21 protein-coding genes are annotated in these 23,271 nt (G+C 63.5%); 16 read left to right on the top strand and 5 right to left on the bottom strand.

All coding sequences use genetic code 11. The annotated features are described in order from the left end of the window. The 7 genes from QCL65_RS16795 to QCL65_RS16765 are packed head-to-tail and all read left to right on the top strand — an operon-like array spanning window position 1 to window position 7,018. Window positions 1-1,869 carry an IucA/IucC family protein gene (locus QCL65_RS16795; RefSeq protein ID WP_407310649.1) on the top strand — a complete coding sequence of 623 codons (1,869 nt, stop codon included), beginning with the start codon at window positions 1-3 and terminating at the stop codon, window positions 1,867-1,869. Continuing rightward, a complete protein-coding gene (locus QCL65_RS16790) occupies window positions 1,859-2,782 on the top strand; it encodes an ABC transporter substrate-binding protein (protein WP_407310647.1) in 924 nt (307 codons plus the stop codon). The genes QCL65_RS16795 and QCL65_RS16790 overlap by 11 nt, the downstream gene beginning before the upstream one ends. Further along, a complete protein-coding gene (locus QCL65_RS16785; RefSeq protein ID WP_407310645.1) occupies window positions 2,779-3,768 on the top strand; it encodes a FecCD family ABC transporter permease in 990 nt (329 codons plus the stop codon). Before QCL65_RS16790 ends, QCL65_RS16785 begins: the two co-directional genes overlap by 4 nt. Then, entirely contained in the window at window positions 3,761-4,792 is a 1,032-nt protein-coding gene (locus tag QCL65_RS16780; RefSeq protein ID WP_407310643.1) for a FecCD family ABC transporter permease, read from the top strand. Before QCL65_RS16785 ends, QCL65_RS16780 begins: the two co-directional genes overlap by 8 nt. 14 nt (window positions 4,793-4,806) lie before the next feature. After that, window positions 4,807-5,598, top strand: a complete 792-nt coding sequence (locus tag QCL65_RS16775) for an ABC transporter ATP-binding protein (RefSeq protein ID WP_407310641.1) — start codon at window positions 4,807-4,809, stop codon at window positions 5,596-5,598. Continuing rightward, window positions 5,595-6,377, top strand: a complete 783-nt coding sequence (locus tag QCL65_RS16770; RefSeq protein WP_407310639.1) for an IucA/IucC family C-terminal-domain containing protein — start codon at window positions 5,595-5,597, stop codon at window positions 6,375-6,377. The genes QCL65_RS16775 and QCL65_RS16770 overlap by 4 nt, the downstream gene beginning before the upstream one ends. Then, a complete protein-coding gene (locus QCL65_RS16765; protein ID WP_407310637.1) occupies window positions 6,374-7,018 on the top strand; it encodes an RraA family protein in 645 nt (214 codons plus the stop codon). Before QCL65_RS16770 ends, QCL65_RS16765 begins: the two co-directional genes overlap by 4 nt. Here QCL65_RS16765 and QCL65_RS16760 read toward each other — a convergent pair. Then, window positions 7,011-8,336, bottom strand: coding sequence for an OprD family porin (locus tag QCL65_RS16760; protein ID WP_407310635.1), 1,326 nt, complete (start codon window positions 8,334-8,336; stop codon window positions 7,011-7,013). The two genes, QCL65_RS16765 and QCL65_RS16760, sit on opposite strands and share 8 nt — an antisense overlap. A gap of 129 nt (window positions 8,337-8,465) precedes the next feature. On the opposite strand from QCL65_RS16760, the gene QCL65_RS16755 reads away from it, so the two are divergent. After that, complete coding sequence (locus tag QCL65_RS16755) at window positions 8,466-9,551, top strand: SMP-30/gluconolactonase/LRE family protein (RefSeq protein WP_407310633.1); 1,086 nt, start codon at window positions 8,466-8,468, stop codon at window positions 9,549-9,551. Between the two features lies 1 nt (window position 9,552). Here QCL65_RS16755 and QCL65_RS16750 read toward each other — a convergent pair whose 3' ends face one another. Further along, window positions 9,553-9,702 (bottom strand): hypothetical protein, encoded by a 150-nt coding sequence (locus QCL65_RS16750; RefSeq protein ID WP_407310631.1) that lies wholly within the window; start codon window positions 9,700-9,702, stop codon window positions 9,553-9,555. 192 nt (window positions 9,703-9,894) lie between these two features. On the opposite strand from QCL65_RS16750, the gene QCL65_RS16745 reads away from it, so the two are divergent. Beyond that, entirely contained in the window at window positions 9,895-10,461 is a 567-nt protein-coding gene (locus QCL65_RS16745) for an RBBP9/YdeN family alpha/beta hydrolase (RefSeq protein ID WP_407310629.1), read from the top strand. A gap of 61 nt (window positions 10,462-10,522) precedes the next feature. Beyond that, window positions 10,523-11,155 (top strand): glutathione S-transferase family protein, encoded by a 633-nt coding sequence (locus tag QCL65_RS16740; protein WP_407310627.1) that lies wholly within the window; start codon window positions 10,523-10,525, stop codon window positions 11,153-11,155. 163 nt (window positions 11,156-11,318) lie between these two features. On the opposite strand, the gene QCL65_RS16735 is transcribed toward QCL65_RS16740, so the two are convergent. Then, on the bottom strand, window positions 11,319-13,028 hold the full coding sequence (locus QCL65_RS16735; RefSeq protein ID WP_407310625.1) for an OPT family oligopeptide transporter: 1,710 nt from the start codon (window positions 13,026-13,028) through the stop codon (window positions 11,319-11,321). Between the two features lie 120 nt (window positions 13,029-13,148). Next, window positions 13,149-14,423 carry an MFS transporter gene (locus QCL65_RS16730; RefSeq protein WP_407310623.1) on the bottom strand — a complete coding sequence of 425 codons (1,275 nt, stop codon included), beginning with the start codon at window positions 14,421-14,423 and terminating at the stop codon, window positions 13,149-13,151. 173 nt (window positions 14,424-14,596) lie between these two features. Here QCL65_RS16730 and QCL65_RS16725 point away from each other — a divergent pair, with 173 nt between their 5' ends. The 6 genes from QCL65_RS16725 to QCL65_RS16700 all read left to right on the top strand — a co-directional run bounded on the left by QCL65_RS16725 (window position 14,597) and on the right by QCL65_RS16700 (window position 21,440). Then, window positions 14,597-15,583, top strand: coding sequence for a 2-dehydro-3-deoxygalactonokinase (locus QCL65_RS16725; protein WP_407310621.1), 987 nt, complete (start codon window positions 14,597-14,599; stop codon window positions 15,581-15,583). A 1-nt stretch (window position 15,584) separates the two neighbouring features. Further along, window positions 15,585-16,205, top strand: a complete 621-nt coding sequence (locus tag QCL65_RS16720; RefSeq protein WP_407310619.1) for a 2-dehydro-3-deoxy-6-phosphogalactonate aldolase — start codon at window positions 15,585-15,587, stop codon at window positions 16,203-16,205. Window positions 16,206-16,239: 34 nt separating this feature from the next. Then, complete coding sequence (dgoD, locus tag QCL65_RS16715; protein ID WP_407310617.1) at window positions 16,240-17,388, top strand: galactonate dehydratase; 1,149 nt, start codon at window positions 16,240-16,242, stop codon at window positions 17,386-17,388. A gap of 94 nt (window positions 17,389-17,482) precedes the next feature. Beyond that, window positions 17,483-18,760 (top strand): MFS transporter, encoded by a 1,278-nt coding sequence (locus tag QCL65_RS16710; RefSeq protein ID WP_407310615.1) that lies wholly within the window; start codon window positions 17,483-17,485, stop codon window positions 18,758-18,760. Between the two features lie 70 nt (window positions 18,761-18,830). Further along, on the top strand, window positions 18,831-19,634 hold the full coding sequence (locus QCL65_RS16705) for an IclR family transcriptional regulator (RefSeq protein WP_407310613.1): 804 nt from the start codon (window positions 18,831-18,833) through the stop codon (window positions 19,632-19,634). Between the two features lie 45 nt (window positions 19,635-19,679). Further along, window positions 19,680-21,440 (top strand): S8/S53 family peptidase, encoded by a 1,761-nt coding sequence (locus QCL65_RS16700; protein WP_407316893.1) that lies wholly within the window; start codon window positions 19,680-19,682, stop codon window positions 21,438-21,440. A 119-nt stretch (window positions 21,441-21,559) separates the two neighbouring features. Here the strand turns inward: QCL65_RS16700 and QCL65_RS16695 are convergent, their stop codons facing one another. Then, complete coding sequence (locus QCL65_RS16695) at window positions 21,560-23,224, bottom strand: electron transfer flavoprotein-ubiquinone oxidoreductase (protein ID WP_407310611.1); 1,665 nt, start codon at window positions 23,222-23,224, stop codon at window positions 21,560-21,562. Window positions 23,225-23,271: the final 47 nt, after the last annotated feature.

The raw sequence follows: 23,271 nt of genomic DNA, 5'->3' as shown, positions 1-23,271 counted from the left end.
ATGAACCTTACGACGATGGCCGCCGAAAGCGTGCTGCAAGACCTGGTGGACTGCTTGCTCGCCGAGCAGTTTTTCGGCGCTGAGCCACTGGCGCTCACGCCCGCCGCGCAATGGCCGGGCCTGCACCCGCAGGCCCCGGCATTTATCGGCCTGAGTGCCGAGCAGCGGGTCTGGGAATGGTGCTGTGACCCGCAAGAGCAGCGCTTTATCATCGTGGCGCTGCGCCCTGGCATCACCCAGGCTTGGGAGAAGGTGCCGGGCACACCGGTGTTGGCGCGTCAGGATCAGCGCTGGACCTCGTTGTCGCCCCATGGATTCATGGAGCTGCTGTTGCGCGGCGTCGCCGAACGCTTCCCGGACAACGAGAAGGGCTTTGCGCTGTTCCAGGAGGTGTTGGACATCAGCGTGCGGCAGACCGCGTTGTCCTTGGACCACCGGGTGGACACCCACAATTTGCTGGGCCAAGACAACGCCAGGTTTTTCCTGACCATGGAGCAATGGGCGTCGTTGCGCGATCGGCCTTATCATCCGTTGGCCAAGGCCAAGCAAGGCTTGGACGACGGGCAATACCAGCGCTATCAAGCCGAGTTCGCCCAGCCGGTGGCGCTGAACTGGGTCGCAGTGGCTGCTGAGCTTTTGCAATGTGGCAGCGGCGTAGTCGACCCTCGGCATAATCCCCCGGCCCACTACCTACTGCCCGCCAATCTGCAGGCAGAACTGACTGCCGAGATGCGGGCCAAGGGCCTCGAAGACAGCCACATCGCCTTACCGGTGCACCCATGGCAACTGGCGCAGGTGCTGCCCGTGCAATTGGGCGCTGCGTTTGCCCAGGGCGATTGCCAACGTTTGGCGTTCAGCGCGGCCGAGGTCTATGCCACCTCATCCTTGCGTTCGATGACGCCCTGTTTTGCCAGCGCCGACTACCTGAAGTTACCCATGGCGATCTATTCGCTGGGCGCTTCGCGTTATCTGCCGGCGGTGAAGATGATCAACGGCGGCCTGAGCGAGCGCCTGTTGCGCCAGGCATTGCCGCTGGACGCGACTTTGCAGCAGCGCTTGCACTTGTGTGATGAGAATAAATGGTGGGCCTTTATGCCGCCTGACGCCACCTTGTTCGACGAGGCGCCGCGGCACCTGGCGGCGATGGTGCGTAGCTACCCAGCCGCGTTGCTCGACGACCCGGATTTTCGCCTGCTGCCCATGGCTGCCCTGGGCACGCCATTGCCTGGCAGCCGCCGCCACTTCTTCGACGACTGGCTGCAATATCGGCAGTTGCCGGTCGACACTGCCTCGGTGCAGGCGTTGTTCGGCGAGGTGTGCCACAGCTTTCTCGACATCAACTTGCGCATGTTCCGCTTGGGCATGCTCGGCGAGGTGCACGGGCAAAACGCGGTGCTGGTGTGGAAGGCGGGTTACGTCCAGGGCTTGCTGCTGCGCGATCACGATTCGCTGCGTATTTTCGTGCCCTGGCTGGAGCGCAACGGTATGGCCGACCCGGCGTATCGGTTGAAGAAAGGCCATGCCAATACCCTGTACCATGAGCGCCCCGAAGACCTGCTGTTCTGGTTGCAGACCTTGGGCATTCAGGTCAACCTGCGGGCGATCATCGACACCCTGGCCCAGGTCTACGACGTGCCCGCCACGGCGCTGTGGAAACAAATGGGCCAGGTGCTGGAAGATTTGCTCGTGACCATTGATTTTACCGAGGAGGCTCGCGCCATGCTCAGGCAACAACTGTTCGAAGCACCCCATTGGCCGCAGAAGCTTCTGCTCACGCCGATGATCGAACGGGCTGGCGGGCCGGGCAGCATGCCGTTTGGCAAAGGCCAGGTGGTCAACCCCTTCCACAGGTTGTCACGTGACGTCTGAAGCCTTGCCCCCAGCGTCCCGGCGCAGCGTGCTGCGCTTGTCCCTCGGCCTGCTGGCGAGCCCCCTGTGGGCGCCGCTGGCAGCCCATGCCACGACCAGCCCTAGCCGGCTGGTCACCTTGTTTCAGGGCGCCACGGACTGCGCAGTGGCGTTGGGCGTGACCCCCTGCGCGGTGGTCGACTCCTGGAGCGAGAAGCCCATGTACCGCTACCTGCGCGCGGCCCTTGAGGGTGTGCCCCATGTGGGGCTGGAGACGCAGCCGAGCCTGGAAGACATCGTCATGCTCAAGCCCGACCTGATCGTCGCCTCGCGTTTTCGCCATGAGCGAATCGCGCCGTTGCTTGAGCAAATCGCGCCGGTGGTGATGTTGCAGGAGGTCTTCGAATTCAAACGGACCCTGGCCCTGATGGGGGCGGCGTTGAATCGCCAGGCGGCCGCCGAGGCGTTGCTGACGCAATGGCGTCAGCACGTGGCGCAACTGCGCGAGCGCCTGCAACAGCAATTCGCCGGGCAATGGCCGCCGACCGTGGCGGTGCTGGATATTCGCGAGGACCATATTCGCAGCTACCTGCCGGCCAGTTTCGCCGGCTCCGTGCTCAGCGAGCTGGGGTTTGCCTGGAGCGAAGCCAGCCGGGCTGCCGCTGGGGTGTCGTTGAAACTGACCAACCGCGAAAGCCTGGCGGCGGTCAACGCCGATGTCTTCTTCGTGTTTCTGCGGGCCGACAGCCGTAGCGCCCAGCAAAACTATGCCAGCCTGATCCAGCACCCGCTCTGGTTGCAATTGCGGGCGCCGCAGCAGGGCCAGGTGTGGGTGGTGGATGGCGTGGCGTGGAGTTTGTCGGGAGGCATTTTAGGGGCCAATCGCATGCTCACTGACATCGCCCGCGTGGCATTGCCTGGGGCCGCCGCATGAGCCATGGGTTCAAGCTGGCGCTGGCCGCCGCGTTGTTGCTGGTTTGCGCCATGGCCAGTTTGGCCGTGGGCGCGCGCTGGATTCCCTTGCCCGAGGTGGCCAGCGCGCTGCTGCAGCCAGACCCGCTCAACGTCAACCACATGCTGGTCAGCACCACACGATTGTCGCGTACGGTGCTGGCGATGGCGGTCGGTGCGAGCCTGGCGGTAGCGGGGGCGCTGATGCAGGCGCTGACGCGCAACCCGTTGGCTTCGCCGGGGCTGTTCGGCATCAACGCCGGGGCGACTTTCTTTATCATTCTGTGCTCATCGCTGTTTGCCCTGGCCTCGGTGGAGCAGTGGCTGTGGTGCGCGTTTCTCGGCGCCGCCACGGCCGGCAGCCTGGTCTGGCTGATCGGCAACATGGGCCAGGGCCGCCTCAACCCGCTGCGCATCGTCCTGGCCGGAGCGGCGATTACCGCGTTGTTCACCGCGTTTAGCCAGGCGCTGCTGGTGGTCAATCAGGAAGGCTTGGACACGGTGCTGCTGTGGCTGGCCGGGTCACTGACCGAGCGCACCCTGGCGGTGGCCGGGCCTCTGTTACTGTGCGCCGCTGCCGGGTTGCTCGGTGCGCTGCTGCTGGCCGGGCAGATCAACGTGCTCAACGCGGGCGAAGAGATCGCCACCGGCCTGGGCCAGCGCACCGGGTTGATTCGCCTGCTGCTGAGCCTTTTGGTCATCGTTCTGGCGGGCAGTGCTGTGGCCATGGCGGGTAGCATCGGCTTTATTGGGCTGATCGTGCCGCACATGGTGCGCAAGGGGCTGTCCATCGACCATCGTTGGTTGTTACCCGGCTGCGCCGTGCTGGGGGCGATACTGCTGCTGGTGGCTGACATGCTCGGGCGGGTGTTGATCCTGCCCCAGGAAGTGCCCGTGGGGGTGATGACCGCGCTGTTCGGTGCACCTTTTTTCATCCTGCTGGCGCGCCGTGGGGGCCGTTATGGATAAGCCGTTGACCTGGCGCCTCGGGCGTTTTTCCCGGCAGCTCAACCTGGCAACCCTAGGCCGTCTGGGGGGCGCGCTGGGCATCACGCTGTTGGTGGTGTGGGGCTCACTGGCGGTGGGCAAAGTGTTGTCGTCGCCCCAGGCGGTACTGGCTATTTTGTTCACCGAGCAAGACCCGAGTTTGAGTTTTATCGTTGAGCAACTGCGCTTGCCGCGCATCGCTTTGGCTGGGTTGGTAGGGGCGGCGCTGGCGCTGTCCGGGTTGATTTTGCAAAGCATCATTCGCAACCCATTGGCCTCGCCCGACCTGCTGGGCATTACCAGCGGCGCCAGCGCTGCCGCCGTGCTCTACCTGTCGTTTTTCGCCGCCAGCCTTGGCCAGACCTGGCTGCCGGTGGCGGCGATGCTGGGGGCTGGGCTGGCGACACTGGCCATCTATTTGTTGGCCTGGAAGCAGGGCGCCTCACCGTTGCGCCTGGTGCTGATCGGCGTCGGTGTGTCGGCAATGCTGGCGGCCACCACCACCTTCGTACTGGTGTTCAGCTCCTTGACCACCGCGCTCTCGGCCTATGTCTGGCTGACCGGCAGCGTCTACGGCGCCAGTTGGTCGGAGCCGCGCGCGTTGGCCCTGTGGCTGTTGGCAATCGTTGGCTTGCTGGTGCTGCTGGCACGCCACGTGCGCGTGCAGCAGTTGGACGACCCCCTGGCCCAAGGCGTGGGCGTCAGGGTGCAGGCCCTACGCGGCGCCCTGCTGGCGGTCAGTGTGGCCCTGGCCGGGGCGGCGGTGGCGTGGGGCGGGGCAATCGCTTTTGTTGGCTTGATCGCCCCGCACATTGCCAAGCGCCTGGTAGCGCCGGGCTTCGCTGGTGAAGCCGTGATGGCGGCCCTGGTGGGGGCCAACCTGGTGATGCTCGCCGATGTCCTGGGGCGTACGTTGTTTCTGCCCCTGGACCTGCCGGCCGGGATTTTCGTTGCGGTGCTCGGTACGCCGTATTTTCTGTACCTGTTGATCAAACAGCGCCCCTGAGGAACCTGACGTTTATGCCTCCCATTGCGACCCGCGGTTTGACCCTGAGCTATCAACGCCAGGTGATCATCGACCAATTGGACCTGCAACTGCCGCGGGGCCAGGTCACGGTGCTGATCGGCAGCAACGGCTGCGGCAAAAGCACCTTGTTGAAATCCTTCGCCCGCCTGCTGAAGCCGCAGCAGGGGGTGGTGATCCTCAATGGCAGCGATATTCAGCACAAACCTACGGCGGTGATCGCCCGTGAGCTGGCGATCCTGCCGCAGACGCCAGTGGCGCCCGAAGGGATTAGCGTGCGCCAGTTGGTCAGCCTGGGCCGCTACCCTTACCAGAACTGGATGCAGCAATGGTCTGTGCAAGACGAAGCCATGGTCGACCGGGCGTTGGCCCAGACCGACCTGGCGGCCCTGGCTGAGCGCCCGGTGGACGCGTTGTCTGGCGGCCAGCGCCAGCGTGCCTGGATCGCCATGACCTTGGCTCAAGACACTGAGATCGTGCTGCTCGACGAGCCCACGACCTTTCTCGACCTGGCCCACCAGATCGAGGTGCTCGACCTGTTGCGCGATCTCAACCGCCAGCAGAACAAGACCATCGTGATGGTGCTGCACGACCTCAACCTGGCCTGCCGCTATGCCGATCACATGATCGCCGTGCATGACCAGCGGGCGTTCGCCCAGGGGCGCCCGGAGACGATCCTGACCGAGGCGTTGGTCAAACAGGTGTTCAACCTCAATTGCCGGATCATCGCCGACCCCTTCTTTGGCACACCGTTGTGCATCCCTTTCGGTCGGGAGCTGCCCCAGTGAGCCCAATGGGAACCTTCAACGCCGAGCAATGGGCGGCGCTCAGCGGCGCGCTGCGCCTGAAACCGGCCAGCGCCTGCGACCCCTCGCATACGCTGCTGGCGCGCGAACTGCTGGACGACACCCTGTGTGCGCAGCGCCTGGATGCGCTGACGCCGGTGATTCGCTCGCCTTCGCGGGCGGTCACGGCCTCGCTGCTGGGCAAGCGCTTGTCCTTTCTGACCACCGGGGCGTGCCTGTATGCCCTGTCGGCCTTCGACAAGGGGCTGCGCTTGTCCCTGGACAACGCCATGCTGGAACTGCTGCACGAGGGCGGCGTGTGGACCTCTGCGATGCCGCTGCGCGATCTGCATACCCATGATTGCCCGCCGGGCGCCCGTGACGCCTGGCGCGCCGAGGTGGTGGGCGAGCTGTTCGGCGGCCTGTTGCAGCCGCTGTGGCAGACCTTTGCGCGGGTCAGCGGCGTCTCGGTGCGGATACTCTGGGACAACACCGCAGTGCGGGTTTACTCACTGTACGAGCGGCGCCTGGCCAAGGTTGACGACGAGCGTATTCGCGCCCGTAGCGCCGCGGATTTTCATTGGTTGCTGGAGGAGGCCGACCCGGCGCTGTTCGGCCTGAACTACAACCCGCTCAAGCATTTCCGGCGGCCGCTGACCCTGGTCGATGACGGCCAGCGCAGTGTGCGCTTTCGGCGCACTTGCTGTTTCTATTACCAAGCCAGTGAGCCGGTGGAGTATTGCTCGACCTGCCCCTTGTTGCGCCCGAGGAAAGCCCGATGAGCGCCACCCTGGCCGAGCGCCGCCAAGGCCTCGACGCGGCCACCCTGGCCGCTTTCGCGCCGGTTGCCGCGTCCACTGTGGGGCACCTCAGTGAGCGGGGGTATCTGCGCGGTGTGCGCCCCCTGTTCGATGACATTCGCCTCCTGGGCAATGTGGTGACGGTGCGCCTGTTCACCCCAGACGGCAGCATTCTGCGCCAGGCGTTGTTGGCCTGCGAGGCGGGCGACGTGTTGGTGATCGAATGCGTCGGCGACCCCCACTGCGCCTGCTGGGGCGAACTGCGTACTCTGGCGGGGTTGATCAAGGGGCTGGCAGGGGTGGTGGTGGCCGGTGCGGTGACCGATGTTCAGGCGCTGCGCGGCCATCGCCTACCGATGTTCGCCATGGGCATCAGCGCATTGACCACCCGTAGCCTGGGCCTGGGCGGCGAACTGAACCAGCCCATCAGTGTGGCGGGGGTGCAGGTCAACCCTGGCGACCTGGCCATCGGTGACGACGACGGCGTGTACATACTCAGCGCCGAGGAGGCTCGTGCCTTGCTCCCGGAGTTACTGGCCAAGGAGCAGGCTGACCGCCAGCGCCGCGATGAGTTTGTGCTGCGCGCGGCGGCCGCGCAGGCCGCCCGCGCCCCGCTTAAATGATATTGAGCGGGTATTCGACGATCAGCCGCAATTCGCTCAGGTCGCCTTCGCCCTGGGCGGCGTTGGCGCTGTGGAACGCCTGGCGCAGGCCAAACGAAAGGTCTTTGGCGGGGCCTTCTTGAATGATGTATTGCGCTTCCAGGTCGGTCTCGTGGTGCTTGCCATTGGCCCCGTAGTTACCGGCATAGGCGCCGGTGGCCGGCGCATGGGTGCCGTCGACGTCCCAGCCGCGCATGTGCCGTGCCATAAAGCTCAGGCCTGGCACGCCGTAGGCCTGCATGTCGAGGTCGTAGCGCAGGCCCACGGACTTCTCATTGGGGCCGTTGAAGTCCGACCATTGCACGGAGTTGGCGATCAGCACCGAGTCGCCGCCTTCGCCGTTGCCGTTGTCACCGGTGGCCACGTAGTCGAACGGGGTGTCGCCATGCACTTTCTGGTACGACAAGGTGAGGGTGTGGGCGGACAGAAACGAGTAGGCGGCTGACACCGAGTAGGTGGTGTTGTCGATGGCCCCGGCCTTGGCCTGACCCTGGTCGAGGGTGCGGTACAGGTTGAGGGCCAGCTCCAGCGATTGATCGTGGGGCAAGGCCAGGGTGTAGATGCTGTTGGTGTAGTACTGGCGCCACACGTCTTCGAATTGCGATCCATACAGGCTGACCACCCAGTCCGGGGTGATGCTGTACTGGCCGCCGATGTAGTCGGCGCTGTCGGCGCTGACATCGGCGTAGAGCGCGTAAATTTCATGGCTGTGGTTGCTGGTCAGGCCGCTGTCGGTGCCGGTGAAGTGCCCGGCTTCGACGTCCAGGCCGTCGATTTCGCTGCTGGCCAGGCTGATGCCGGTGGCGGTCTGCGGCAGCAAGCGGGTGCCGGCGACGGCGAACACCGGGGCGGTCGGTTGCAGGTTGCCATAGCTCAGCTGGGTCTTGGAAACGCGCATTTTCACGCTGGCGCCGGCTGAGCCGTAGTCGTCTTCGGGGTCGCCGTTGCGGTCGGTGGGCAGGTTACCGGTGCCTGCATAGGCGCGGCCGCCATCGAGTTTCAAACCGTAGTAGCCGTAGGCTTCGACGCCAAAACCCACAGTGCCTTGGGTAAAGCCCGAACGGTAAGTGGCGATCAAACCCTGGGTCCAGTCGCGGTTGTCTGCGGTCTGGTTATGGTTGTCGCGGTTGATGTAGTAGCTACGCAGCAGCCCGGTGAGGTGGCTGCCCTCGAGCAAGCCGGTGGCCTCTGCCTGGTCGTCGACCAACCCGGCCCAGGCCAACTGGGGTAGGGCGGTGGATACTGCCAGCGCCATGGCGCTCCAATGCATTGCCTTCATGGTTATTGCTCCTGATGCTTTGCGTCTGTACCTGACGCAGTAAAGTCCATACCGTGGGTGTCTGAGTGGAGTCGGCCGTCGAAGTTCGGCCATCGACCTCTTTTAGCTTGGTGCAAGGAGATACCTGCAATGATCAAGCCATGGGCTCTAGCCTGCACGTTTGCCCTGTCCCTACCGGCCTCACTGGCGCTGGCCGCCGCGCCGGGCGGGACATTGCAGGCGGTCGCCGAGTTTGGCGCGCGACAACCGGTAGGCGTGACGTTTTCCGAGCAGGGCCGATTATTCCTGACCTTTCCCCGGCAAAGTGGCGCTAAGGAGTTCCGTTACGCGGTGGCCGAGATCGTCGATGGCCAGGAGCGGCCTTACCCCAACGCCGCCTGGAACACCTACCGGGCGGATCAGCCTGCCGATCATTTTATGAATGCCCACGCGGTGGTGGCCCAGGGCGATAAATTGTGGGTGCTGGATTCGGCATCGCCGGCCCCGGGTGGCCCGGCTCAATCCAGTATGAAGCTGTTGCGCATCGACCTGGGCAGCGCTCAGGTGGAGAGGGTCTACCGCTTCGAGGACATCGACCAGGGTTCCACGGCCCTCAACGACGTACGCATCGATCCGCGGCGCAACCTGGCGTATTTGTCCGACCCCAAGCGGGCCGCGATTGTCGTGCTGGACCTCAAGACCGGTACGACCCGCAGCGTATTGGCCGGGCAAACGGTCACCCGCGCCGAGCCCGGCTACAGGCTGCACATCGATGGGCAGGATGTAGTGGACGCGGAGGGTAAACCGTTTTCATCCGACGTCAATGGCATCGCTTTAACCGCTGATGGGCAGTGGTTTTACTTTCGGGCGATCAACCAAGACTACCTCTATCGGGTGGCGACGGCCGACCTGGCCAACCCAGCCCTGAGCGACACGCAACTGGCCAGCCGGGTCGAGCGGGTCGCCAAAGTGGGGGTGTCCCACGGCATGCTCGCGGACCAGGCGGGGAACGTTTATCTGAGCGATTCGATCCATTATGCGGTCAATCGCTGGTCCCCGGACGGCAGCGTTACCCGCCTGGTTAGCGACCCGCGTTTGTCCTGGCCGGACACCTTCGCCTTGGACCCAGCCGGCAACCTGTACCTGACGGCGGCGCAGTTGAACCGAACGGGCAAGTACAGCGCGACGGATCGCACCGAGTATCCGTACAGGCTGTACAAGGTGGTTTCGCCTTAACCTAGGCAGCGTCGAACCGGCGCCGGTTCGACGCCTTGCCGATACCGCGCAGGCGCCCCAGCCGCTGCAGGGCAAACAGCCCGACCAAGACCAGGTTCAACAACAGCACAGCATCCAGAATCGACAACCCGATGTATTCATGGGCAAACATACAATCACCTCGCTTAATCATCCTTAACGCCGGTACGGCTAACCCGCAGACTAGACGCTCTGCGTGGGGTTGCCAAGGCGAATGGGCGAAGTGTTGACCTGAGTCAAGGTCCGCAGGGCAGCCGCTAAATTTTGCCTGCGCTGGCGGAAATCTTTACTGTGCGCTTTACCCATCGCCACGAGACCTGTCTCCATGCACAGTAAAATCCTGATACTGCCCGGCCTTTACGATTCCGGCCCCGATCATTGGCAGAGCCTGTGGGCTGAACAGTGGCAGGGCTTCAAGCGGGTCGAGCAGGCGGATTGGCAGACCCCACACTGTGACGACTGGGTACGCTGCCTCGACCAGGCGATTCGCCGTGAAGACGGGCCGGTAGTGCTGGTGGCGCACAGCCTGGCCTGCACCTTGGTGACCCGCTGGGCCGAGCGGCATCGCAGCGAGCAGGTTCGTGGTGCCTTGCTGGTGGCCCCGAGCGACACCGAAGCGGAGTCTTATCCTAGTGGCACCCATGGGTTCACGCCGATGTCCACCGGGCGTTTGAGTTTTGCCTCGATCGTCGTGGCCAGCGACGATGACCCTTATGTCAGCAAGGCCCGAGCCGCCGAATTCGCCCGCGCCTGGGGCAGTGAGTTGGTGTGCCTCAGTGGTGCTGGGCACATCAACGGGCAAAGCGGCTATGGCGCCTGGTACGAGGGCACCGAGTTGCTGTCGCGCCTGGCAGGCGGCCTGGCGCCCCAGGTGCAAGTGCTACGCCCCTAGACGTTGGCACTACTCGGCGCTTGCCACTGTCCATACTGCTCACCCTTTAAGGATGTCCACCATGATCATCGTTCACCACCTTGCTGACTCCCGTTCCCAGCGTATCCTTTGGTTACTGGAGGAGCTGGGCGTTGGGTATGAAGTCAAACGCTACGAGCGCGATCCGCAAACGCGCCTGGCGCCACCGGAGCTCAAGGCAATCAACCCGCTGGGCAAGTCGCCGGTCATCCAGGATGGCGCGCGCACGGTGATTGAGTCCGGTGCCATTGTCGACTACCTGATTCGTCGCCACGGCGCTGGGCAACTGCAACCCGACCCGGCCAGCGAGGCCTACGACGAGTACGTGCAATGGCTGCAGTTCGCTGAGGGCTCGGCCATGCTGCCCTTGCTGCTCAACCTGTACGTCGGCCGCCTGGGTGAGGCGGGCGCGCCTTTGCATCCACGGATCAACAGCGAGCTGGCGAATTTCCTGGGTTACCTGGACAACGCCCTGAGCGAGCGCGACTACCTGGTGGGCACCGAACTCAGCGGTGCCGATGTGCAGATGAGCTTCGTCGCGGAGCTGGCAGGGGTGCAGGGCAAGTTGGCCCAATACCCGCACCTGACCGCCTGGCTCAAGCGCCTGCAAGCACGCCCGGCGTACCAGGCGGCACTGGCCAAGGGTGGTGATTACAGCTTCTTGATACCCGCGTAGGAGGGGCCTTGGCCCCGATCTTTTGATGTTTTAGACCGGTAGGAGCTCGGGGGCGAGACCCCCTCCTACGGGCGGCGGCATGTTCGATATATGAATATGTCGCTGATTGTAGGAGGGGCCTTGGCCCCGATCTTTTGCCCCTGCGACGTGGATTCTTGCGATTTTAGAGGTTAGCCAATAGCTGCCAAAACGAAGCGCCCACCCCGGTAATGCTTTCGCCGGCGATTAGGCCTGCGGCAGCGGTGATTGCGAAGCGTTCCGTCAGGCTTGGCCAGCGTTGGCTGACCAGCCAAGTCAGTACCGCCCCGGATGCCATCATGCATGAGATCGACGCTGGCAGCACAAACGCCAGGCCCAGTGCCGCCGTGCTGGGCAGGTAGCGGGCGCGGTGGGCGGGGAGCAGGGTGTCGAGCAAGCCCAGCACTACGCCGGCGCTGCCCGCCAGCAGGATCGCCCAACGGATGCTGATGGACAGCGAGTCCAGCCCATAGCTCAAGGTTTGCGCCACCGCTTTCCAGGTCGCCACGGCAGGGGCGGGCCACTCTTCGGTGAGCAGCATCTGCTGTGGGTCGGGGATCAAGGTCAGGTACACCAATACCCCGACAATGCTGCCGATGAAAATACCCAGGCATTGGGCGATTACCTGCTTTTTCGGGGTGGCGCCGATGGCTTTGCCCACTTTGAAATCGTTCATCAGGTCGGTGCATTGGCCTGCTGCGCCGCCAGCTGTGTTGGCGCTCATCAGGTTGATCGGCACCTGCCCTGGTGCGGCGATGCCGAAGGTCAGTTGCGATAACTGGCCAATCGCGCCGATCGGTGGGATACCGGTGGCGCCCACCACGCGGGCCGCCACGGCCGCCAGGCAGATGGCCAACGGAATGGTCAGCAGGGCCATCCACACGTTGATGCCGAACAACGCCGCTTGCAGCGCGACCACCAAGGCGATTGCCGCCATCAGCCCAAGCACCGGGCCGGGGCTGGGCGCTTGCCAGCGGCGCCCACGCTGGGCCGAACGGCCCTGGCGCAGTTGCAGCAAGCGCACGGCCAGGGCGGCCAGGGTGGAACACACCATAAGGCTGACCCCCGGCCACAGCAGCCACTGCACTAGCGCGGCAAATTGTGGGCCGCTGGCGTCGGCCGGCAACTCCACCAGCCGGTTGGCCAGCAGCCACGGCGCCAGGCCGCCCCAGGCCAATAACGCGCCCAACAATAGGGTAAGGCCCACGCGAATACCAATAATGCCGCCAAAGCCCACCAGCAACAGCGACGGGTCGAAGGTGAAGGTCAGCCGCTCCAGCGCCGCATTGGGCGCCCAGCGGGGGATGGCCCAGACGAAGCTGTCGAACCACTTCACCAGCCCCGACAGCAACGCTGTGCTGAGTAACACTTTCAAGCGGGTGGCCGCTTCATGGCCGTGGTTGTAGATATGCCGCAAGGTTTCCAAGGTGGCCATGCCTTCAGGAAACTTCAGGCTGTGATCGTTGAGCAGCGACGGGCGCAGGTACCAGGCAATCCAGATGCCCAGAAAACTCACCGAAAATACCCAGGCGATCATCGGTAGGGCGTCCAGTTGCTGCCCCGTGAGCAGGGTGTAGGCGGGGATCGGAGCCACCAGGCCGCCGGAGATAATCGACGCAGCGGCCGAGGCTACTGTCTGGTTGATATTGCTCTCGTGCAAGGTCCACGGCAGCGCATCCGGCCTGCGCCTGGCCAAGCCTTGCCAGACGCCATAGCCGATCAGCAGGGCGATGATCGACATGTTGAACGACCAGCCGATTTTCAAACCGGCATAGACATTCGAGGGGGTTAGCAGAATGCCCAGTAGGGCCCCGGTCAGCACAGCGCGTAGGCTGAGTTCACGCTCGATTGGCATAGGTACCAGCCCAATGGTGTAAACGAACCGCTGACAGGCCCTCACAGCGCGGCGGGTTCGCGGGGAGGGAATGGACGGGCCTGTCGACCACAACAAATGAGCCCCGAGCGGGCCGAAGGTTCAGCCTGGGGCGTGGTTTCGGCGCACAAACTGTGCAGTGGCCAGCCCGACGGCTCCCATCACGGCGGCATAGGCCACCGCCACCCAGGGGCTCCAGGGCATAAGGCTGATGAGCACCAAGGGGGTGGTACTGCCCCAAGCGGCGTAGGCCAAGTTGTAGGTGAAGGAAATCCCCGAGACCCGAATGTGCGCCGGAAACAGCCCCACCATCAACGACGGCACTACCCCCACCACACCACAGGCCAGCCCAGCGAAGGCGTAGGCTAAGCCTGGAAACCGCCAGCCGTGGATCAAGCTGGTGTACAGCAGCGCCACCCCCACGGGCAGCGCCAGGCTGTAGAGCATCAGCGCGCGCCAGCCGCCGATACGGTCGACCAGGCAGCCGGCCAGGACGCAGCCGATATTCAAAAAAACGATACCCAGGCTGCTCAAGGCAAAGGTATCGGCCTGGGGCATGCCGAAGCGTTGCTGCATCACGGTGGGGGTGATGACCACCAATACCACCACCGCCGAAGTGAGTACGCAGGTGAGTAAGGCGGCGGGCAACAGCGCTGCACGGTGCTCGCGCAGCACCGTGCGCAGGGCAAATTCCTGCACTTCTTGGCGTTGCTCGCGCAGGGCGAGGAAGACCGGGGTTTCGCTCAGCCAACGGCGCAGCCAGACACCCACCACACCGAATACGCCGCCCAGCAAAAACGGCAGGCGCCAGGCGTAGTCGAGGATTTCCTGGGGGCTGAACAGCTTCGCCAGCGCCGTGGCGGTCAAGGCCCCCAGCAGGTAGCCGAAGGTCAACCCGGCCTGCAAAAAGCCCAGTGCGTAGCCGCGCCGCTGGGGGGCCACATGCTCGGCCACGAACACCCAGGCGCTGGGTACTTCGCCGCCCACGGCGGCACCTTGCAGCAGGCGCAGCAGCAGTAGCGCCAGCGGAGCGAAATAGCCGATCTGCGCATAGGTGGGCATTACACCGATCAGCAGGCAGGGCAGGGCCATCATAAGAATACTCAGGCTAAACACCTGTTTGCGCCCGAGGCGGTCGGCGAAATGCGCCATGGCGATGCCGCCCAAAGGGCGAGCCAGGTAACCCGCCGCAAAAATGCCAAAGCTCTGCAGCAGGCGCAGCCACTCGGGCATCTGCGGCGGGAAAAACAGTTGGCTGAGGGTGAAGGCAAAGAACACGAAAATAATGAAGTCGTAGATTTCCAACGCTCCGCCCAAGGCGGCCAGGCCCAGGGTTTTGTGGTCGCGGCGAGAGAGCAGGGCGGGGGCGGTAGTCATGAGCGCAGATCGTGGTGATGACAGGGGCTGCGGATGATAACAAAGGCGTGCGGCAAAAAGCCCAGAGAATAATCCCTATATATGGGATGCTAAATTATATGTTGAGATGTTCCGAGGGTCGGGTTTATAGTCCTCGCAGCACACTGACCAATAACAACTTTTCAGGTGAAGCGATGCCAGTGCAATTGATCGCGCTCGACTGGGGCACTTCGTCCTTGCGGGCGTACCGGCTTGGCCCCAATGGCCGCGTGCTCGAAGAGCGCTCGCGGGCCCTGGGCATCATGCAGTTGCCCAGTGCGCCACGGCAGATTGCCGGGCACCACTGCCAGGACGGTTTCGAACTGGCCCTGGATGAGGCCTGCGGTGACTGGTTGCAGGCGCACCCTCAAGTGCCGCTGATCGCCTGCGGCATGGTCGGCAGCGCCCAGGGCTGGCGCGAGGCAGCCTATTGCCCGACGCCAGCACGAGTCGCCGACCTCGGCGCCAGCCTTCTACCCATCGACACCCTGCGCGGCCATCGGCTGTATGTCGTGCCGGGTGTCATTGAAGCGGGGGCCTTGCCGAATGTCATGCGCGGCGAAGAAACCCAAGTGCTCGGTTTGCTGCAGCAGCGCAACGCGGCGGGTGCCAGTGGCGAACTGTTGATCGGCCTACCCGGCAGCCACAGCAAATGGGTACGGCTGGTGGATGGCTGCATCGAGCACTTCGATACCTTTATGACCGGCGAAGTCTACGCCGCCCTGTGCAGCCACACCTTGCTGGGCCGCACGCAACGCCCCAGCGCACAGTTCGCCCAAGCGGCTTTCGAGCGGGGTGTGCAGGTGGCGGCCTCGGCCCAAGGCGACCTTGGCCCGTTGTCGAATATGTTCAGCGCTCGCACCCTGGGCCTCACCGGCCAACTGCCGGGGGAGCAGCAGGCCGACTACCTCTCGGGGTTGCTGATTGGCCACGAATTGCGCGCCCTCAGCCAGGCTTTAGGCGCTGCGGCGCCTGCTGAAGTGGCCTTGATCGGCAACGACCAGCTCTGCCAACGCTACCGCCTGGCCTTGGCGCATTTTCCTTTTTCTGCGGTGACCCTCGTCGAACGCGCGACCGAGCAAGGCTTGTGGAGCCTGGCCGTGGCCGCCGGCCTGGTCGCCCCATCGTCACAGGAGGTTTGACATGCTTGAGCAAGCACTGGCCCACAATGGCCTGATCGCCATCTTGCGTGGGCTGCGGCCCGAAGAAGCTGAAGGCATCGGGCGGGTTTTGTACGCCAGCGGGTTTCGCATCATCGAGGTGCCGCTCAATTCGCCGGATCCTTACACCAGCATTCGCACGCTGCGTGACAGCCTGCCGGACGACTGCGTGATCGGCGCGGGCACCGTTATGAGCGCCGAGCAGGTACTGCAGGTGCGCGACGCCGGTGGTCGATTGATCGTAATGCCCCACAGTGATGCCCGCGTATTACGCGCCGCCAAGCACGCCGGCCTCTACTTGGCACCCGGTGTAGCCACCCCCAACGAAGCCTTCGCCGCCCTCGCCGAAGGCGCCGATGTGCTCAAGCTGTTCCCGGCAGAAATGCTCGGCCCCGCAGTGGTCAAGGCCTGGCTGGCGGTGTTACCCCAGGGCACGCTGCTGGTGCCGGTCGGGGGCATCGGCCCGAGCAATATGCAGCCGTACCTGGACGCCGGGGTCAAGGGTTTCGGCCTGGGCAGCGGGCTGTTCAAACCGGGCATGAGCGTCGAAGACGTGGCCGAGCGCGCCAAGGCCTATGTCGACAACTGGCAGAGCCTACGCTGAGCCCCCGACCCCCTCCAAATAAGAGAGATCACCGATGAAAATCACCAAGTTGACCACCTACATCGTGCCGCCGCGCTGGCTGTTCCTCAAGGTCGAAACCGACGAGGGCATCAGCGGTTGGGGTGAGCCTGTGGTTGAAGGGCGTGCCCACACCGTAGCTACGGCCGTGGATGAACTGTCGGACTACCTGATCGGCAAAGACCCGCGCAACATCGAAGACATCTGGACGGTGCTCTACCGTGGCGGTTTCTACCGGGGTGGCGCCGTGCATATGAGTGCCTTGGCCGGCATCGACCAGGCGTTGTGGGATATCAAGGGCAAGGCCCTGGGCGTCTCGGTGAGCGACTTGCTTGGCGGCCAGGTGCGTGACCGTATTCGGGTCTATTCATGGATTGGCGGCGACCGTCCAGCGGACACCGCACGGGCGGCCAAAGAGGCTGTGGGCCGGGGCTTCACAGCGGTGAAGATGAACGGTACCGAGGAACTGCAGTTTCTCGACTCGTTCGAAAAAGTCGACCTGGCCCTGGCCAATGTGGCGGCCGTGCGCGATGCCGTGGGCCCGAATGTCGGCATCGGCGTGGACTTCCACGGCCGCGTGCACAAGCCCATGGCCAAGGTGCTGATGAAAGAGTTGGACCCCTACAAGCTGATGTTCATCGAAGAGCCGGTGCTGAGCGAAAACTACGAAGCGCTCAAAGAGTTGGCACCCCTGACCAGCACGCCGATTGCCCTGGGCGAGCGGCTGTTCTCGCGCTGGGATTTCAAGCGCGTACTCAGTGAGGGTTATGTCGACATTATCCAGCCGGATGCATCCCACGCGGGCGGCATCACCGAAACCCGCAAAATCGCCAACATGGCCGAGGCCTACGACGTCGCCCTGGCGCTGCATTGCCCATTGGGGCCGATTGCCCTGGCGGCATGCCTGCAACTGGATGCGGTTTGCTACAACGCGTTTATCCAGGAGCAAAGCCTGGGCATCCACTACAACGAAAGCAACGACCTGCTGGACTACGTCAAGCACCCGCAGGTGTTCGACTACGACCAAGGCTTCGTAAAGATCCCCAACGGGCCTGGCCTGGGTATTGAGATCAACGAAGAGTATGTAAAAGAACGGGCGGCGGTGGGTCATCGCTGGCGCAACCCGATCTGGCGCCATGCCGACGGCAGCTTTGCCGAATGGTAACGGCTGGTTAAAGCCGGCACCTGTAACGAGGCAGGCCGGGCGCGGCGTCGCCCGGTCAAAGCCCCATGGCCACAACCACAATAAAGGCCCGCTTATGAACACCCCCACGCGCAAGCGTTTTTTCATCATGGTGCTGCTGTTTATCACTGTGGTGATCAACTACCTAGACCGCAGTAACCTGTCCATCGCGGCCCCGGCTTTGACCAGCGAACTGGGGATCGACCCCGTGCACGTCGGGCTGATTTTTTCCGCATTCGGTTGGACCTACGCCGCCATGCAGATCCCCGGCGGCTGGTTGGTCGACCGGGTGCCGCCGCGTATTCTCTATACGGTGGCCTTGGCTCTGTGGTCCATCGCCACCGTTATGCTCGGCTTTGCCGCCAGCTTTATTGCCCTGTTCGTGCTGCGTATGGCGGTCGGCGCCTTGGAAGCGCCGGCGTACCCGATCAACAGCCGGGTGGTGACCACTTGGTTTCCCGAGCGCGAACGGGCTACTGCGATTGGCTTTTACACTTCGGGGCAATTCGTCGGCCTGGCCTTCCTGACCCCCGTATTGGCTTGGCTGCAACATGCCTACGGCTGGCACATGGTGTTTGTCAGCACCGGTTTGGTCGGGATTCTTTGGGCGGTGATCTGGTACGCGGTGTATCGCGAACCACGGGACTTCAAAGGCATCAACCAGGCTGAGTTGGAGTTGATCAGCGCGGGCGGCGGTTTGGTCGACATGCAGGCCGGGGCCAAGCAGGCCAACGCCGGTTTCAGCTGGCGCGACCTGGGCATCGTGCTCAGTCAGCGTAAGCTGTGGGGCATCTACCTGGGCCAGTTTTGCTTGAACTCGACCTTGTGGTTCTTCCTTACGTGGTTCCCCACTTACCTGGTCAAATACCGTGGCATGGACTTCATTAAGTCCGGCTTGCTGGCTTCGCTGCCGTTTCTGGCGGCGTTCATCGGGGTGCTATGTGCCGGGTTTTTCTCCGACTGGATGATCCGCCGCGGCGCCAGCATCGGCCTGGCGCGCAAGTTGCCGATCATCGGTGGCCTACTGATTTCCACCAGCCTGATCGGCGCCAACTACACCGACTCCACCAGCGTAGTGATCGCCTGCATGGCCTTGGCCTTTTTCGGCAACGGCCTGGCGTCGATCACCTGGTCGTTGGTGTCCACCCTGGCGCCGGCGCGCTTGCTGGGCCTGACCGGCGGGGTGTTCAATTTCGTTGGCAATCTTTCGGCCATCACTACCCCTATCGTGATTGGGTTTCTGGTCAGCGGTGACTCGTTCGCCCCAGCCATTACTTACATTGCGGTGTTGGCGCTGTTGGGGGCGCTGTCCTACGGGTTGCTGGTGGGTAAAGTCGAGCGCATCGAGCTGTAAGTGGCTGGTATCCCTCAACGCGGGCGAACATAATGCGCCCGCTGTTCATTGACCGCTTGCAAGGTAGGCCATGCCCGACTCTCATTCCTCTGCCCGCCCGGGCGCTGCCCCCACCAGCGGCACCCAAACGCTGCTACGCGGCCTGGCAGTGATTCAGGCGGTTGCGCAAGGTGCGCGCGACCTCAAGGCGATTGCCGCTTTGGTCGGCACGACCCGTAGCACGACCCACCGCCTGGCCAGTGCCCTGGTGGATGAACGCTACCTGAGGGTATTGCCCCAGGTTGGCTATCTATTGGGGCCTCGCCTGATCGAGCTGGGCTTCCAGGCCCGCGACGAAGTGCCGTTGGTGATGCTCGCCACGCCCTGGCTCGACGAGCTTTCGGCGGCCACCGGTGACACCGTGCACCTGGCGATACGGGACGCCGACGAAGTGCTTTACCTGCATAAGAACCCAGGCCGCAACGGCCCGGAAATGCGTTCGCGCGTCGGCCAGCGGATGCCCTTGGTGCGCACCGGAATCGGCAAAGCCTTGCTGCTCGACAGCCCTCCCACTGAATGGCAGCGGCTGTTTGCCCTTAGCCAACCCGTGGCCGGTGGCGACCCGCGTTGGCCCCAACACCCGCAGCAGACCGAGCAGCAGTTGCACGAACGCATGGAGCAATACGTAAGCGGGCAATTCGCGTTCGACCTGGAAGACAACGAGCCGTCGATCCGATGCGTGGCAGCGCCGATTCGCGATGCCAGCCAGCGGATTGTCGCGGCCATTAGCGTGGCCAGTACCTTGCCCTATATGCCCCTGGAGAAAATGCAGGCGCTGGTGCCCCAAGTGCAGGCCGCCGCTCAGCGTATCAGCGCTGAGCTGGGCAGCCGCTGAACCAAGGCCGTGGGCACCGGTCACAGGCGTACTTCTTTGAGGATGATGGGCATGGGCACGGTTCGAGTGATTCCCTGGGTATTGTGTGGCTTGGCCGGTCTTGCCCAAGCTCAAGAGCCGTTGCGCCTGGAGGCCCTGGCCCGTTGCGGTGACCTGTTGGACCGCCAGCAGCAGAGCTTTTGTCTGCAGGCCAAAGGCATCGAAGAGGGGCCCCTGACGGTGATGCTCGGCGGCCAGCCAGTTGCCGCGCAACGGGACGGCCAGGGTTTGCGCTTGCAATTGCGCCAAGGCGCCCAGGCCAGTGCACCGGTCTGGCTGGAGCAGGCTGGGCGGCGTAGCAACCCGGTGTGGTTGAGCATGGCGGGCAGCCATGTGCTGGCGGCGACGCCTGCCGAAGTAGCCAAGAACATGGATGGCCTGACCACCTACGTCGACTTGGTCAGCGTCATCATCGAAGAGCGCTTCGACGGCCTCGGTGAGGCGCGCAAGTTGGCCGAGAAATACGGCGCCCAAGTGGTGGGGGCGATTGCGCCGCTCAATACTTACCAGTTGCGCCTGCCGGTGCACAACTTGGTGGAGCGCGATGCCATGGTGTTGCGCTTGGGCAGCGAAGTCAGCGTCGATGCCGTGGTGGTGGAGGAGTCTTCGCCCGAAGGCGAAAGCGAAACCGAGGGCCGCAAAGAGCAGCCCAAGCCCAGCCCTGACAGCGACGAATGGGCAGCCAACCGTTTTGCCGATGCGGTGAATTTTTACCAGCGGCGCGTGCTAGCCAAGAAGGCGCCGATCAAAACCACGCCGATCCGGGTCGGGGTGATCGAGCGCGATGTGGATTTCGATTCGCCCGACTTTGCCCGCTTCCTGCAACCCTGCCAGGCACCGCGCAGTTGCCTCTACGCCCGCGATGCGCAGCAGCCCACGCAGCATGGTTCGAGCGTGGCGGGCATTCTCTTGGCCGAGCGCAAGGGGCCGGGGTACAGCGGTTTTCTGCGCGGGCTGGAGGGCGCTAGCCAGGGTTTTGAAGTGCTTCTGGAACGTAACTCCGATGCAGGCATTACCGCCAATGTTGCAGCCTCGGTGAACCTGGTCGAAGACGGGGTGCGGGTGCTCAATTGGAGCTGGGGCCTGCACCGGGTCGGCGCCTTGAACGTGGAGGGCGATGAGGTCGACTCGCTGGTGCGTTCTGGCCTGGCCATGAGCGGCTACGAAGAGTTACTGGAAGAATTTTTCCTCTGGTTGCGGCGCGAGCACCCCGACGTGTTGGTGATCAACTCGGCCGGCAATGGCGCGTCGTTCTCCGGCACCGATGAGTACCGCTTGCCTTCGTCGTTCGTGACCGACCAGTTGCTGGTGATCGGTGGGCATCAGCGCAGCGACGGCCCAGCGGTGCCGCTCGACGATCCGGCTTATGTGGTCAAGCGTGCTTCGTCCAATGTCGATACGCGGGTTGATATCAGCGCCTCGGCATGCACCCATGCATCGACCCTCAACGCGGGCGAGCAGGGCGCCGTGCATTGCGGCACATCCTACGCAACGCCCATGGTGGCCGGGATCGTTGCGGCCATGCTTTCGATCAACCCGACCTTGAGCCCAGCTCAGGTGCGCATGCTGCTACGCCGCAGCGCGATGACATTGGGTGCCAATTATGACTTCGAGCCATCGGACGCTGACGACCTGACCGCGCCGATCTTGCCCTCGGAGCGTAATTTTCAGATCGACAACCCAGACGTCGGCCGCTCGGCGCGGCTGGATATGCAAAAAGCCCTGGACGTCTCGGTCCAGAGCCTGGAACAGGCCCGAGGCCGATAATGAATTTGTGTTTTTAGGGCAAAAGATCGGGGGCAAGCGGAGCGCCGCCCGGCCCCCTCCTACGATCGGCGGTCTGAACCGTAGGAGGGGTTCTTGCCCCCGAGCCCTTGATCTTCAAATCACATATTAGGGTAAGTAGGCCCGCCAGCGCCTTCCGGGGTAACCCAGGTGATGTTCTGCGAAGGGTCCTTGATGTCGCAGGTCTTGCAGTGCACGCAGTTCTGGGCATTGATTTGGAAGCGTTTTTCGCCGTCCTCCTGGGTCACCACCTCGTACACACCGGCCGGGCAGTAACGCTGCGCGGGCTCATCGTAGAGCGGCAGGTTGGTGCTGATGGGGATGCTCGGGTCTTTGAGCTTGAGGTGGCAGGGCTGTTCTTCTTCGTGGTTGGTGTTGGAGATAAACACCGAGCTGAGCTTATCGAAACTCAGTTTGCCGTCCGGCTTGGGGTAGTCGATTCTGGCGCAGTCAGCGGCCAGTTTCAGGCAGGCGTAGTCGGGCTTGTTGTCGTGCAGGGTGAACGGCAACTTGCCGGCGAACAGGTTTTGATCGACGAAGTTGAACGCACCGCCCAGTAACGGGCCCCATTTGTGGATCGCCGCGCCGAAGTTACGGCTGGCGAATAGTTCTTCATGCAGCCAGCTGGCCTTGAAACCATCGACGTAACCGTTGAGCACGTCACCGCCTTCAGCGCCCGCGAGCAGAGCCTGGGCCACTGCATCGGCGGCCAGCATGCCGGACTTCATGGCCGTATGGCTGCCTTTGATCTTGGCGAAGTTCAGCGTCCCCAGGTCGCAGCCGATCAGGGCACCACCGGCGAAGACCATCTTGGGCAGCGAGTTCAAACCACCCTTGCAGATGGCCCGAGCGCCGTAGCTGATGCGCTTGCCGCCTTCCAGGTACTGGCTGAACACCGGATGGTGCTTGAGCCGCTGGAATTCGTCGAAGGGCGAGAGGTACGGGTTGGCGTAGGACAGATCGACAATAAGGCCCACCACCACCTGGTTGTTTTCTACGTGGTAAAGGAACGACCCGCCGGTGTTGTCGGTGCCCATAATGTCCAGCGGCCAGCCGGCGGTGTGCACCACCAGGCCCTGCTCATGCTTGGCGGGGTCGACTTCCCAGATTTCTTTCAGGCCAATGCCGTAGTGCTGGGCATCAGCCTCGCTGTCCAGGTTGTAGCGCTTGATCAGTTGCTTGCCAATGTGCCCGCGGCACCCTTCGGCGAACAGCGTGTACTTACCACGCAATTCCATACCAGGGGTGTACAGGCCTTCTTTTGGCTTGCCTTCGCGGTCGACACCAAGGTCGCCAGTAATGATGCCGCGCACCACACCGGCTTCATCGATCAGGGCTTCCTGGGCGGCGAAACCGGGGTAGATTTCCACGCCGAGGTTTTCGGCCTGCTGGGCCAGCCAGCGGCACAGATTGCCCAGGGAGATAATATAGTTGCCTTCGTTGTGCATGGTTTTGGGCACGAACGGGCCGGGGATTTTGCTTGCGGCCTGGGCATTCTTTAGAATGAAGATGTCGTCGCGCTTGACCTCGGTGTGCAGCGGCGCACCGAGTGCCTTCCAATCGGGGAACAGTTCGTTCAAGGCCCGTGGTTCGAATACCGCGCCGGAAAGGATATGGGCGCCGACCTCGGAGCCTTTTTCCACCACGCAGACGCTGATCTCGCCACCGGCTTGGGCGGCTTGTTGTTTCAGCCGGCAGGCAGCGGACAGGCCAGCGGGGCCGGCCCCGACGATGACCACGTCGAATTCCATGTATTCGCGTTCCACAGGTTGTCTCCTACTCAAGGCTCATCAGGCTTTTCTAATTAGGTGTA

Source organism: Pseudomonas sp. nanlin1 (assembly GCF_045571515.1).
GTDB lineage: Bacteria > Pseudomonadota > Gammaproteobacteria > Pseudomonadales > Pseudomonadaceae > Aquipseudomonas.
The sequence above is the reverse complement of the archived record's forward strand: the minus strand, read 5'-3'. Positions and strand labels throughout refer to the sequence as shown.